The sequence below is a fragment of the Brachyspira hampsonii genome (assembly GCF_001746205.1).
GTDB classification, from domain to species: domain Bacteria; phylum Spirochaetota; class Brachyspiria; order Brachyspirales; family Brachyspiraceae; genus Brachyspira; species Brachyspira hampsonii_B.
Genome location: NZ_MDCO01000001.1, coordinates 573,771 through 588,807, shown reverse-complemented (window position 1 = coordinate 588,807; position 15,037 = coordinate 573,771). Strand labels below are relative to the sequence as shown.

Here is a 15,037-nt window from a genome sequence, read left to right as displayed (position 1 = left end):
AAAACTCCTTAATAGTATTTATTATCAATAAATATATTATACTAAATAACATATTTTATTTCAAGTCTATTTATGAAAATTATTATAAAATATTAATAAAAAATATTAAGTAATAAAAAATTTTAATAAGTATTGACTAATAATTAATAAAAATATATACTTAATAATAAATATTACTAACAAGGATTATATATTATGAATAATGATAAAAAAGAAACAGTTATACTTTTTAATATGGGAGGAGCTAACAGCATAAAAGATGCAGACAAATTTTTAATCAATATGTTTAATGATTATCATATATTAAATATAAAAAATAGTTTCATGAGAAGCATTATAGCAAAAAAGATAGCAAATAAGATTAAACCTAATGTAATAAAGCATTATGAAGCTATAGGCGGAAAATCTCCAATAAATGAATATACAGAAATGCTTGTTAATAAACTCAATGAATTAGACAATTCAAAAGATTATAAATATGCTATGAATTATAGTAATCCTTTATCTTATGATGTATTAAAAGAATTAAAACATAATAATGTTGCAGAAATCACATTATTTAGTATGTATCCTCAGTATTCAGAAGTTACTGTAAAATCATCATTAGAAAGTATTTATAAGGCTCTGAAAAGATTAAAATACAATCCCAAAATAAATATAATAGACAGATACTATGACAATGAATATTATAACAATTCTATAGTTAAATTAATAAAAGACCGTATAAAAGATAAAAATAGTGAAGAATACATATTAATATTTTCAGCACATTCTATACCTAAAATGTATATTGATAAAGGAGATCCTTATAAATATGAATGCAATTGCAATGCAGAAATATTAAAAGATAAACTTTATAAAGAAGGATTACATTTTAAAGATATTGTACTTTCTTATCAGTCAAAAATAGGAAAATTAGAATGGCTTTCTCCTACTACAATAGATATGATAAAAAAATACAGCGGTGAAAAATTGATAATATACCCCTTGGCATTTACTATAGACAATTCCGAGACAATTTATGAGATAGATATAGAATACAGAAAAGAGGCTATCAGTAAATATAACATTAAAGATTTTATATTATGTCCTTGTTTAAATGACAGCACATATTTTGCTAAAACTATTATTGAATTATCAAATATTAATAAAGAAGTTAATATGTATGATAAAATTATTTAATAACATAGCACTTTTTTATATCTTTTTAGTTTTATAAATTATATGTAATTTCATAGTAAATAAAAAATATTAGAGTATAATATGTATAAAATATTTTTACTTTTAAATTATTTATGATATAATTTTATAAATCAAAAATACAGTTCATTGGAGAAGTTTATGTTAAAATTGAAAACAATTTATTATGCGGCTATTATGTTATTTATAATGGGGGTAAGTATGTTTGCTGCGGTAGCTATTGATAGAACCTCCCCAATAGGAGAAAATACGAGCAGATATAACTATGAAGCAATAACTGTAACATTCAATCAGCAGATGGTTGCTTTGCAGTCTATAAAAGAAGTAACTAATGAATATTTCAGTTTTAATGTAGATGTTAAGGGAAGTTATAGATGGCTTTCTATTAATACTTTGGCTTTTTATCCTAGTGAGCCTTTGCCTGATAATACAGCTATTGAAGTTACGCTTAAAAAAGGAATAAAAAGCGAACTTACAGGAGAAGTATTAGAAAATGATTATACTTGGACTTTTAATACTTTAAGGCCTATAATGCAGAAAAGCTCACCTTATGACAGACAATCTGATTTGGCTACTGATGTAAATATAGTTGTTTATTATAATATGCCTATATATCTTGAAAGTGCCAAAGAAAATATAGAATTAATTTCAAGCAATACATACAGAAATATAGATTTTGATGTTAGATATGCAAGATTAGAAGATTTAAGAGAATGGGAAACTAATGAATACAAACTTGAACAGGTACTAGTTATAAAGCCTAAAACTGTTTTGGATAAGAATGATAAAATAACAGTGCATATAGAAGAAGGGCTTGCTGCTATTAATGGAAATTTAGGTACAGCAGACAATGACAGTTTTAGTTTTTCTACACATGATGAATTCTATTTCAATGGAGATAGTGAGCAGACAGTAACAGCCTCATACTCTCCAGAAGCTCCTAGAATTAATTTCTCTACAAGAGTTGAATGGGCGGATTTGATAAGAAATATGGAAATAACTCCAGCAATTCAGCTTCCTACAGAAGAAGATATACAGCAAAACTCTTGGAGCTCTAAAAGTTTTTCACTTTATTCTTTAAGGTTTAATCCTAATGTTACATACAATATAAAAATAAACGGAAGTCTTAAAGATGCTTACGGACAAACTTTAGGAGAAGAGCAAAACATTACATTAAACGTTACAGACTATAATCCAAGCCTTTCTATACCTTCTGGAATGGGAGTTGTAGAATCTTATGAAGGAATAAAACTTCCAGTACAGGTAATGAACCCTAATACTATTAATATACAAAGCAGATATGTTGATAAAGAAAATATTATACCATTCTTATTTGTAAATAGAGAAGTATACAGATATGATGAAAGTGCAGAGTTTAGAAATTATACAAATCAATATAAAAACTTATTGGGATATAATAACACTACACAATACACTCCAGATGTTGAAAGAAACAGATACATCACAACAGCACTTTATTTAACAAACTATATGAATAATAAACAGTACGGACTTTTATCAATAGAGTTTAAAAGTAAGACTGGATATCAAAGTCAGTATGATTATTCATCATCTTCACAGATACAAATTACATCTATGGGAGTAACAGGAAAATTCTCAGGAGATTCAAATACAATATTTGTAACAGATTTAAAAACAGGAATGCCTATTGAAGGAGCTCAAGTAGAAATAAGAGATGACTTTAACAGAGTATTAGAAAAAGCTACTACCGATGAAAACGGAATAGCTACTACTAAAGGATTTAGAACTTTAGGTATAAACAGAGTAAGCAGATGGTCATCACCAAGACAATGGGCTATAGTTACAAAAGGTGATGATGTATCTTTTATAAATAGCGATTGGGGTACAGGCGTTTCACCTTGGAGAATGGATATAAGTTATAATGATGCTCCTCCTACTAAAGATTATAACGGATCTATGTTTACAGAAAGAGGTATTTATAAACCTGGTGAAGAAGTACATATAAAAGGTGTTATAAGAGAAAATAAATTCGGAAATTGGAAAATAGCAAGCGACTTCAAAACAGGATTATTTACTATTAATAATTCAAGAGGCGAAGAAATACATAAAGGAACAGTTACTTTAAATGAATACGGTTCTTATTTAATAGATTTCACTCTTCCTGCTGATGCTCCTACAGGATATTATAATGTAAATGTAGAGTTTAAAAGCGATTCAAATAAACTAACAGATGAAGAAAAACAGGAAGGTGTAAAAGATCAAACATACTCTCTATCACAAAGTTTCAGAGTAGAAGAGTTTAAACCTTTAGAATATGAAAGCAGATTATGGGTTGAAGACAAAAATTATTATTTAGGCGATACTATGCCTATAAAAATGTCCGGCTGGTATTTATTCGGTGAGCCTATGATATCTAATCAGGTAGACTATAATATATCTATGAATGAAACTTTCTTCACTCCTCCTAATAATGCAGGATTCAGATTTACAAAATTAAGCTGGTTTGAAGATGAATATTATAACAATTATTATTCTATGATAGCAAACGGTACAGCTTCATTAGATGAAAACGGAGAATATGCATACTCTCCTACAGTAGATGCAAGCCGTTCAATACATGCAGCTTATGTTACTATAGAATCAACTGTATCAGGGGAAGATTCGCAGAAAGTAAGTACAACTAAAAGCGTACTAGTTCATGGAAGCGATTATTATATAGGTATAAAAAGACAAGGCTATTTCTTAGAAACAGATAAGCCTACACAATTAGAGTTTATAGCAGCAGACCCAGAAGGCAATAGACTTGAAGGAAAAAAAATAGAAGTGCAAGTTATAAGAAGACATTGGGAATCTGTAAGAAAGGCTATAACAGGCGGAAGATTTGAATGGGAATCTAAACAGATTGATGATGTTATTGAAACTACTACAGTTACAACAGCTAAAGATCCTGTTGCTTTTAGTTTTACTCCTACAAACTCCGGACTTTATATAATATTGGCAAGGGCAAAAGACTCCAAAAACAGAGAGGTTGCTTCTGATGAATATATGTATGTTATAGGCAAAGATTATGCTCCTTGGGCTATGTTTGATGATGATTTGCTAGAGCTTATCACAGAAAAAGAAGAGTATCAGCCTTATGAAACAGCTAAAATAATGGTAAAATCTCCTTATGAATCTGCTACTGCTTTGGTAACAGTTGAAAGAGAATATGTAATAGATTCTTTTGTAACAAATATAGAAGGATCTACTGCTTTAATAGAAGTACCTATAAAACCAGAATATTTGCCTAATGTTTATGTAGGTGTTTCACTTGTTAAAGGAAGAGTTGAAAATGAAGCTTATACTAATTATGCCACTGATGAAGGAAAGCCGTCATTTAAAATAGGTTATGCAGGACTTTCAGTTTCCCCTCGTGAAAAAGAGCTTAATGTAAAAATAACAAAATCTGCTGACAGCTTAGAGCCACGCGATGAGATGACAGTTGATTTGTATGTTGAAACAAAAGAAAGCAAACCTATGGAAACAGAGATAATGTTAAGTGTTGTTGATGTGGGAGTATTAAATTTAATAGGATACAAAACTCCTAATTGGTTTAATACATTCTACGGAAAAAGACCTTTGAGTGTTGCTAGTGCCGATACAAGAATACATTTGATAGGTCAGCGTAACTACGGAGAGAAAGGAGACACACCAGGCGGAGATGGTATGAGAGCTGCCAATTCATTAATGGCTAAAGCTGAAGCTATGGGTATGGATGTATTCAGCATAAGAAAAAATTTCCTTACTACTGCTTTCTATCAAGGAAGAGTAAAAACTGATGCTAATGGTAAAGCTACAGTTACATTTAATTTACCAGACAATATTACCTCATTTAGAATAATGGCTTCTGCTATAAACAAAGATGGTTATTTTGGAGCTTCTGATGATGTTGTTGTAGTTAAGAAAAATATTATGCTTATGCCTACACTTCCAGAGTTTGCTTATGTTGAAGATAAATTAAAAGCTGGTACTTTGGTTTATAATTATTCTGATAAAGATTTAGAAATAGAAGTTCAGGCTGTTGCTTCTAATGCTATGATAGAAAATGATGTTCAGAAAATAACAGTTCCTAAAGGCGGAAACGCTGATGTTAGATTTGATATTATAGCTACAAACAGAGGAGAGGCTAAAGTTACAATACTTGCTAAAGGCGGAGAATATACTGATGCTGTAGAGAAATCATTTGAAGTTAATGTACCTATGACTACAGAGTCAGTTGCAGTATTCTCAAGCACTACAAACAACAGTACCGACTTGATGATAAGAGTACCTAATATTACAGAAGCGTATAAAGGTGCTGGAAGTTTGGAAGTTTATATGTCTCCTAGTGCATTTAGTGAACTTTCTGGAGGAATTAATTATCTTATTAATTATCCTTATCTTTGTTTAGAGCAGCAGTTGTCAAGAGTTTATCCTATAATAACAAGCAAAAGATTATTAGTAGACATGAAACTTACTGATATAGCAGAGGCAGAATTAGATAAAACAGTAACTGATTTCTTAAAAACTATGCCTACATATCAAAGTCTTAATGGCGGATTCTCATACTGGCCTAGTAAAACTTGGATATCACCATGGCTTACTGCTTATGCTGCTGATGCTATGATTAAAGCTAAAAAAGAAGGATATGCTATTGATGAAAACTCTTTAAAATTAGCATTAGAATATATAAACAATTATGCTAAAAGCGGAAATGCTGAAAAACCTAGCTTCTGGAATGATGAATACATTAATTTATCTTCTATAGCTTATATTGCTGCAGTTCTTGCTGAGGGCGGATACAATGCCAATGATGTAAAAGCTATAATAGACAGAATATATCCAGAAGTTAATAATATTCCTTTCTACGGACAGGTGCAGTTAATGAGGGCTATGTACTATAATAAATATGACAATAATGCATTTACTAATGTAAGACAGTATATACTCAATACTATTAAAGAAGACCCTACTACTGCTCATTATGAACTTGAAGTAAGATATGCTAACCTTTATTGGATACACTCTTCATCAGTGAGAGATACTTCTGTGGCTTTATATGCATTAATAGAAACAGGATATGATAATGCTATTAATGAAAAAGTGGTTCGCTGGCTTGTTCAGTCAAGAAAAAACGGCAGATATTTAAATACTCAGGATAATGTTTCAGTATTTGATGCTATGAATATGTATTATAAAAAATACGAAAATGTTAGTCCTAATTTCAAAGCAGAGTTTATATATCAGGGACAAACTTTACTTGCCGAAACATTCAGTTCAAGAACTCAGCCTAGCCTAACAAAAAATTATGCATTAGATGAGTTTATGAATGACAGGCTAAGCAATTCAAATACTAGAAGTGCTTTAGCAAATATTAAAAGAAACGGAGACGGCAGACTTTATTATGGAGTAAGACTTACTTATGCACCTCGTGACTTAGCTGTTAATAGAGATGCTGGAATAAAAGTTGTAAGAGAGTATCAAACTAAAGACGGAAAAGTATTAGACCTTACAAAAGATAAATTCAAACAAGGCGAAGAATATGTTGTTGTAGTGAAAGTTACAGTTCCTTATGAGAGACATTTTGTTGTAGTTGACACTCCTATTGCTTCTGGCATGAGAATATTAAACTCTTCATTTGCTACAGAAAGCAGCGAAGTTAAAAACATCACCGGCAATCAAGGTACAAGCTGGTGGGGCGGATTTAATCATACTGAAAACTACAATGACAAAATATTATTATTTGCCGATATTCTTGATAAGGGAGAGCATGTATATAAATATGTAGTTAGAGCAGCTACTCCGGGTGAATATTTGCTTCCTGCTACTAAAGCTGAAGAGATGTACAATCCAGAAGTATTTGGTTATGACGGACAGTATAAAGTAATAATTGAGGCTAAATAATTTAATATTTTAATTATTATAATAAAATTTTAAGGGTGGTATCTTTTTAAGGTATCACCTTTTATTATTTAAAAGAAATTATAATACATTAAAATTAGAAATTTAGTATATTATATGATGTTTATTTATTTCTATTCTTACTTATTATAACTAAATAAAAATATAAATAAGGAGAATGTATATGGCTAAAATAAGAGATTTTATAAATAGGTTTTCAGGACAAGAGGAGAAGAAAGCTAAGGAAGAAGTTGATAAATTAGTAATGTTAGCGAATTTAAAGCTTGATACATTGGAAAATAAATTAAAAGATTTATTTAAAAATAAGCAATTAGATGGACAGATACAAATAATTGGCGATCATATGGGAAATTTTTCTAGAGAATATAGAGTTAATTATAAAGATGGAAATATATCTAAGGCAGTTAATGATTTGGTTGAGCAGATATTATTTATTGGAGATAAAAGTGCAAAGGATATTATAAGTAAATGTATAACAAATACTTTAAATGCTATGTTTACATCTATAGCAGTAACTGAAGAAGAGAAGAGACTATTTGTAATTATGTTAGAAGGGGTAGCTTTAGTACGTTATGATTTTTATGTTTGGAGAAGTGCTGAATGTGATAAGTCTATATTTAAGCATGCCACTGATATAGTTGCAATTACATATGCAAAATCAGTAATTGATCATATTAGGGTTAGTGAAGATGAACTAAATGATGCTATTTACAAATTTTTAGGCGGTAATGTACCTTTAGCTGATGTCATTAAATATAAAAAAGAACTTATTAATTACTAATATAAATGTTAATAGCGTGGATAGTTTAGTAGCAGATAGAATAGTAAATTCTAATAATATAGAAAATTTATCTTCAGATCCTCATAAAATTCTTAAAACTATAAATTCTATTCTTAATATGATGAAATCAATTAAAGTACCTAATGGTGAAGAACTTGATAAACTTTTGAAAACAAAAAATAATAAAGATAATGATTACATTAAAGAAAATCTACCAAAAATGGTTAATAAATTTTCTGAAGAAAATAAACAAAAACTCCTTAGAGAGTATGCTAAAAAATAATATGTAATAAAATTTTAGTTTTTTTGCTAAGTTATAGGATTGCAATACTATTTTTATTATAAATATATCAATTATTATAATTGAGTAGATTTTAATATATATAACTCCTTTAATGTATTGATTTTTTTATAATCTAAATAATTATAATTTACAAAATTCGATAATTTAGGAATTACATATTGTTTATTTTAAAAATATAGTAATTGAACTAAATAATAGTATTTATTTTATTAATTTTTTATATATAAATATTAAATAATACTATAATTAACAAGGGTATAATTTTATGCTTAGAAAAAATTACTATATTTTTGTTTTTGTTTTAATGACAATTTTATTATGCCAAAATAATGTTTTAAACTCACAAGGGACTTCATTATGAAATCTTATTATAATACATATGAATGATACTCATAGAAAAGATGAAGAGGAAAACGGAAAGTACGGAGCAGCCAGAAGAGCATCGTATATAAAACAGGTAAGAGCTACTAATAATAATGTTTTGGTTCTTCATGCAGGTGATACAATGATAGGAAGTATATATTCTAGTATTTTTAAATGTGATGATTAAGTAAGAATTATGAATAAACTTGGAGTAGGAGCAGTAACAATAGGAAATCATTTTACAGATTACGGATTAGATAATTTTAATAAAATAATGAAAGATAGAAACTTTCCTACTCTTTCAGTAAATATAAAAAACAAGAATAATAACAGCTATTATGAAAAGCCTTATATGGTGACAAATATCAATGGGATAAAAATTGCTGTAATAGGTGTAGCGTCAAAAAATTCAGGATATAATACAAATGATCTTAAAAACTTAATACTTGAAGATGAAATAACTGCATTAAAGAAATTTATGGAAGAGATTCCTTTAAACACTACTAATGATGTAACAATATTTCTAAGTCATGCAGGATATAATATGGATGTAGAAATTGCCAAGGCCATAACAAATAAATTTGATTTTATAATAGGAGGTCATACACATACTGTTATGGAAAAAGCTGAAATTGTTTATGGTACTCCTATAGTGCAGGCAGGTTCTTACGGACATTATTTAGGAAATATAAATGTAAAAATAAATAATGTGGAGATTTCAAACTTTAATTATAAATTAGTTGAAATGTACGAAACAATAGAGCAGGATGCTGATATGCTTGCATTAGTTAATGAAATGAAGAAAGAAGTTGATATTCGAGTTAATATAAAAATAGCTAAATTGCCAAAAGATTTACCCTATGATGCTGTTACTATAAGAAAGCAGTCTACAGCTTTAGGAAATTTTATGTGCGACTTGGTATTAGATTCCAATCAGGGAGGAGATAAAGCTGATATGGTTTTAATTAATGCAGGAGGCATTAGAGAAGGATTTAATAAATGAAATATAACATTAGCAAATATAATGAATATTTCATCATTTGATAATGAGGTAATATTAGTGTCATTAACTGGAAAAGATATACTTGATTTGCTTAAAATATCTTGTAAAAATAGTACAGTAATTCCTACAAATTCAGGCGAAAGTTTTTTACAAGTTTCAAGAGGAGTGGAAGTTGTATATAATAGTGATGGAAAATTAATATCAGCTAAATTAAATGGTAAAGATATTAATGAAAAACAGTATTATAGAGTGGCTCTATCTTCATACATATACAGCGGAAAAAGTTATGTTGATGAAAATGGAAATTTTATAGCTCAAAAAGGAAGGAATGTTAATAAGACAAATAAAGATTTTAGAAATGATATGAAATCAAAGATTAGATCTCTTAATAATATACCTTCAAGCTATATAGACGATACACTTAGAGTAAAATTGCAGTAAATATAGAAATTAATGGTTTTATCAAATAATAAAAATAATCTTAAATGTATAATAGATTAGTATATTAAACTTGTTTCAAAACTATTTTAATAATTATTTATGTAAATTTTAATAAAGTATTTAAAATTTATATATAAACTTTGCTGCAAGCATACATCTAAACCCAATTATTTTACTTATACTCTGAGTATCATATACAGGCATATGGTTATCTTATATAAGAGTCATACATTTGTTATAAAAGAACTTGGGCAGGTGCTGTAATTTCTATGTAAATACTAAATATAATAAACACTAGAATATCAAAGTAAAATTATATAAAATAAAGGGTGGGATATGTAAATAATATTTTAAACTTAATTACATTTTCCCGCCCTATATATTTAAAAACTTTTATCAGTTATTTTTACTTTTTATTTCTTTAAAATATTTACTGTGATTACAAAGCCCGCCCAAGTGCTATTTAACTTTATAGTTTATTAAACGCACGCAGAATGAAATTATAAATATACATTAATTATGAATTCTAATTTTTATTATATTATAAATTTAGTTAACCGTGCGTACAGAGTTTTTTAAATAAAAAAATTGTAAATTATAAAAAATTTCTTGATTAATATATAATTAGCTATATAATATTTGCATCTAAAAATTAATATTGAGTATTTTTCCAGAGGTTGTAATATGATAACAGAAAATAATATTACATTAAATGATCATAATAATCACTTTATAATAAGCGGAGAATTAGCTCTCATTTTAGTTGTGATTATGAATAGTTTCGGTGTGGTTTTGATGCTTTACTCAGGATCTGGAATATCTGCTATATCAAGCGTTCCTTATGCTTTTTCTGAAGTTATAAAAAATATATCGCTTGGCACTTTTACTTATATTTTTCAAACTTTACTCGTATTAGTACTTATGATCTTAAGAAAAAAATTTGTAGGTGAATATTTATTTAGTTTTGCCGTAGGATTCTTTTTCGGTAAATTTATAGATATACATAGTTTATGGATAAATCATTTACCTTTGAGTTTAACATATAGAATTATATATTTTATAATAAGTTATATCATACTTAGTTTTGGAATAGCTCTATCTAATAGATGCGGACTTCCCATAATACCTACAGATCTATTTCCAAGAGAATTATCAAATATAATAAAAGTACCTTATTCTAAAATAAAAATAATATTTGATGTAAGTTCTCTTTTAACAACAGCATTAATAACATTCATTTTTCTAGGACATATAAAGGGACTTGGAATAGGTACTGTGCTTGCTGCTTTTACAATGGGTAAATCAATATCTTTTATAGGAAGCCTTATTGATAAAAAGATAGAATTTGTACCATATATAAAAAAATTATTACATAAAGAAAATAAGTCATAATTCTATATTGAATTTTAAAATTTTTCATTTTCGTCATTAGATATGATTTTAACTTCAGCATTCAAAGTAATCCCTTTGTGATTATAAACTTCTTCTCTTACCTTTCTCATAAGATTTAAAATATCTCTTCCTGTAGCATTATTGTAATTAATTATAAAATTGGCATGATAAGGTGAAACCATAGCTCCGCCTACCCTAACATTTCTCATATTAATTGAATCTATAACTTTACCCGCTATCATATTAGTTTCATAATCATTTAAAAATGTACTTCCTGCTGAAGGATATCTAAATTGATTCTTATTTTTTCTATCTTTATAAAATTTCTTCATTTCAGGCTTAATTAATTTTTTTGATACCTTATTCAATTTAAATCTCACATCAATAATTATATAGTTTTTATCCTGAAAAACACTTTTTTTATAAGCATATTTACAATCATCAATACCAATATGCATATATTCTATATTATCATCTATTATTCCAACACTATCTATAAACTCAGATACAGAATGTTCATAACATCTAGCATTCATATAAGCGGCACCGCCTATAGTACCCGGAAGTCCGTATAAAAACTCTAAACCTGTAAATGCATTTTTATATGCATATTTAACAACATCAAAAACCTTGGCTCCTGAATATGCTAAAATATTATGAGATGTATGCTCTATACGAGAGAAAAATCCTGTATAAATAATAGGAAACTCTATAATCTTGTCCAAAAATAATATATTGCTTCCTCCGCCTAAAATCATATATCTTTTATTATTATCATTAAGATATTTAATCAAATCTATAAAGCCATTAATAGTTTCAGGTATATAAAATTCTAAAGCCTTAGCATTAACTCTGAAAGTATTAAATTTTTTTAAAGAAACATTTTTTTTAGTTAAAACACCATTAAAAGATTTAGCCATTAAATCAACCTCTAATATAATTATAACATATTAATAAAAATATAAAAAATAATTTTTATAAAATATACCAAATAGGTTTTGAATCAATTTTTGTATTAAAAAACATATCTTTGATATCAGCATCCTTATTTATATCCCAAGAATTCAAATCCTGATTAAAATTAAAAGCATTTTTAAACATACAAGCCATATATTTGGCATTAGAAACATTCCATTTATTTAAAGGCTGATTAAAATTTTCTGCCCCATAAAACATATAAGAGAAATCAATAACTTTAGAAACATTCCAATCATTAATATTTATATTGAAATTTTTTATATTATGAAACATAGATCTCATATTAACAACATTAGAAGTATTCCACTTTTCTATTCCTGCAAAATCAGACCTTACATTATAACTTTCATATTCACTATAAGAGCCTTCAAAACATGCATAATTAGGCTTATCAAAAAGCATAGACATGTCAGTTATTAATGAAGTATCTATATCTCCTAAATAAATATTATTATTTTCTATTAAACTTCTTAATTCTATTTTATTATTTGGTTTATATTTACTCATAAGTTAATTATTATCATCATTTCCTAAAGAATCATCTTTAATATTTTCATTAGTTTCTATAATAGTTGTTATTGAACTATCTTTATTATTATCAGCATTTTCAGTATTATTATTTTCTTCTTTTGAAGTATCTTCATTATTTTTATTCATAAAACTCTCATCTCTTTTGAACACATAAATCTCTCTGAACTTCATCTCTTGCTTAAGAAGAATTTCTTTTTCTTTAACAAGTTCAAGCATAGCCAAAAAGAATGTAACAAGCTGCCTTTTAGTAACTCCGTCTTTAAATAAAGTAATGAAAGGAAAAAAAGCCGTTTCAGATAATTTTATTCTTATCATATCAATAGCATTATCTATATGGAAATTAGACATTCCGGAAAGAACAGCTAAATCCGTTTCCGGTACAAACTGCACTTTTGTGAATGCATAAACTAAATCATAAAGTGTAATATCCTTCCAAGCTATTTCATTGTCATCAGCATTCACAGTTTTAAAGAATTTCACTCTTTCAGTATCTTTCCTTTCAAATATAGAATCTGATGTATCTTGCATTTTATCAAGTTCTTCTGAAACCATTTTATATCTTTGAAATTCCAGCATCTGCTCAACTATTTCAAATTTAAGTCTGTCTGTAAACTTGTCATCGTCCATATCATGAGGAAGAAGCATTTTTGATTTATAAAGATGAAACTCTGAAGCAACAACCAAAAAGTCCCCCGTAGAATCCAAATTCAAAGCAGCCTGAGCTTTCAAATATTCTACAAACTGATCTATAATTTCAAGTATAGACACTTCATATATACTTTTCTCGCTTCTTTTAAGCATATCAAAAAGGATAGACAAAGGTCCTTCATAATCTATACTAGATAATGAAACTGTAAACTCTTTATAATCAGGATTACTATTTTCCGTTTCTTCTTTGGCTGAAGCATTTGTATTTATATTATTATTATTATTTTCTTGCTTTGTTTCGTTTATATTCTCTTCCATAATGGATTATAATATATTATAAAAATATAAAAATTCAAGTATATAATTTTCAATTAATATTGACAATAAATGAAATTCTAATATTATTTAAATATATTAAAATAATTTATAAGGGGTAACATAATGAAAAAAATCAATATAGGTTTTATAGGAGCAGGAAATATTGCAGAAAAAATGGCTCAAACTATTTCAAAAATTAAAGAAGCACAATCTTATGCGGTAAGTGCAAGAGATATAAAAAGAAGCAAGGCTTTTGCCAAAAAATACGGATTCAAGAAATTTTACGGCTCTTATGAGGAAATGCTAAAAGATGAAAATGTAGATTTGGTATATATAGCTACTCCGCATTCTCATCATTATGAACATATAAAATTATGCTTGGAAAATAATAAACATGTTATATGCGAAAAAGCTTTTACTGTTAATGTGAAACAGGCAAGAGAAGTTTTAATACTTGCTAAAAAGAAAAAACTTTTACTTGCCGAAGCTATTTGGACTAGATATATGCCTAGCAGACAAATAATTAATGATACTATAAAAAGCGGAATTATAGGAAAAGTAACTTCATTAACTGCAAATCTAGGTTATGTTATAAATAAAGTACCTAGATTAATAGAGCCTGAACTTGCGGGAGGAGCTTTGCTTGATGTAGGTGTTTATACTATCAATTTTGCTTTGATGGTATTCGGTAATAAAATAAAAAAAATAGATTCTTCATGCATAAAAACCAAAAAAGGAGTAGATGAGCAGAACTCTATTACATTAACTTTTGAAGACAATAAAATGGCTATACTAAACTCTACAATGTCAGCATTAACTAACAGAGAAGGTGTTATTAATGGAGATAAAGGATATATAGTTGTAAAAAATATTAATAATCCTGAAAGCATAACAGTTTATTCTCTTGATAGAAAAGCTATAAAAACTATTAAAGTTCCTAAACAAATAACAGGCTATGAATATCAAATAATTTCCTGTATTAATGCTATTAATAATAAAAAATTAGAATGTCCGGAAATGCCTCATGAAGATATTTTAAGAGTGATGAATATAATGGATACTTTGAGAAGAAGCTGGAAAATAAAATACCCCTTTGAAAAATAAATTATAAAATAAAAGCCGCTAATATTTATATATTAACGGCTTATATATATTT

The 15,037-nt window shown here is 27.6% G+C and carries 12 protein-coding genes; 9 read left to right on the top strand and 3 right to left on the bottom strand.

Features of this window, described 5'->3' with window-relative positions; translation table 11 throughout:
• The first annotated feature begins 195 nt into the window (after positions 1-195).
• The 8 genes from hemH (at position 196) to BFL38_RS02590 (ending at position 11,406) form a co-directional block, all read left to right on the top strand.
• Complete coding sequence (gene hemH / locus BFL38_RS02615) at positions 196-1,182, top strand: ferrochelatase (protein WP_069725584.1); 987 nt, start codon at positions 196-198, stop codon at positions 1,180-1,182.
• A gap of 159 nt (positions 1,183-1,341) precedes the next feature.
• Positions 1,342-7,104 carry an Ig-like domain-containing alpha-2-macroglobulin family protein gene (locus tag BFL38_RS02610; protein ID WP_069725583.1) on the top strand — a complete coding sequence of 1,921 codons (5,763 nt, stop codon included), beginning with the start codon at positions 1,342-1,344 and terminating at the stop codon, positions 7,102-7,104.
• Positions 7,105-7,285: 181 nt separating this feature from the next.
• Complete coding sequence (locus tag BFL38_RS02605) at positions 7,286-7,903, top strand: hypothetical protein (RefSeq protein ID WP_069725582.1); 618 nt, start codon at positions 7,286-7,288, stop codon at positions 7,901-7,903.
• The gene (locus BFL38_RS02600; protein ID WP_069725581.1) at positions 7,866-8,186 is read left to right on the top strand and encodes a hypothetical protein; all 321 of its coding nucleotides are present in this window, start codon (positions 7,866-7,868) and stop codon (positions 8,184-8,186) included. The genes BFL38_RS02605 and BFL38_RS02600 overlap by 38 nt, the downstream gene beginning before the upstream one ends.
• Before the next feature lie 400 nt (positions 8,187-8,586).
• Positions 8,587-8,757 (top strand): hypothetical protein, encoded by a 171-nt coding sequence (locus BFL38_RS15335; protein WP_256097173.1) that lies wholly within the window; start codon positions 8,587-8,589, stop codon positions 8,755-8,757.
• A 9-nt stretch (positions 8,758-8,766) separates the two neighbouring features.
• Positions 8,767-9,573 (top strand): bifunctional metallophosphatase/5'-nucleotidase, encoded by an 807-nt coding sequence (locus BFL38_RS15330; RefSeq protein ID WP_256097172.1) that lies wholly within the window; start codon positions 8,767-8,769, stop codon positions 9,571-9,573.
• 3 nt (positions 9,574-9,576) lie between these two features.
• Positions 9,577-10,014: a 5'-nucleotidase C-terminal domain-containing protein gene (locus BFL38_RS15325; protein ID WP_256097188.1), complete on the top strand. Its 438-nt coding sequence runs from the start codon at positions 9,577-9,579 to the stop codon at positions 10,012-10,014.
• 684 nt (positions 10,015-10,698) lie between these two features.
• A complete protein-coding gene (locus BFL38_RS02590) occupies positions 10,699-11,406 on the top strand; it encodes a DUF6198 family protein (protein ID WP_069725580.1) in 708 nt (235 codons plus the stop codon).
• A 14-nt stretch (positions 11,407-11,420) separates the two neighbouring features.
• Here the strand turns inward: BFL38_RS02590 and murB are convergent, their stop codons facing one another.
• Genes murB through BFL38_RS02575 form a run of 3 tightly spaced genes read right to left on the bottom strand, consistent with a single transcriptional unit; the run spans position 11,421 to position 13,881 of the window.
• Complete coding sequence (gene murB, locus BFL38_RS02585) at positions 11,421-12,326, bottom strand: UDP-N-acetylmuramate dehydrogenase (RefSeq protein ID WP_069725579.1); 906 nt, start codon at positions 12,324-12,326, stop codon at positions 11,421-11,423.
• A gap of 55 nt (positions 12,327-12,381) precedes the next feature.
• Positions 12,382-12,891: a BspA family leucine-rich repeat surface protein gene (locus BFL38_RS02580; protein WP_069725578.1), complete on the bottom strand. Its 510-nt coding sequence runs from the start codon at positions 12,889-12,891 to the stop codon at positions 12,382-12,384.
• A gap of 3 nt (positions 12,892-12,894) precedes the next feature.
• The gene (locus BFL38_RS02575) at positions 12,895-13,881 is read right to left on the bottom strand and encodes a segregation and condensation protein A (protein ID WP_069725577.1); all 987 of its coding nucleotides are present in this window, start codon (positions 13,879-13,881) and stop codon (positions 12,895-12,897) included.
• A gap of 123 nt (positions 13,882-14,004) precedes the next feature.
• Here BFL38_RS02575 and BFL38_RS02570 point away from each other — a divergent pair, with 123 nt between their 5' ends.
• A complete protein-coding gene (locus tag BFL38_RS02570) occupies positions 14,005-14,985 on the top strand; it encodes a Gfo/Idh/MocA family protein (RefSeq protein ID WP_069725576.1) in 981 nt (326 codons plus the stop codon).
• The last annotated feature ends 52 nt before the right edge of the window (positions 14,986-15,037 follow it).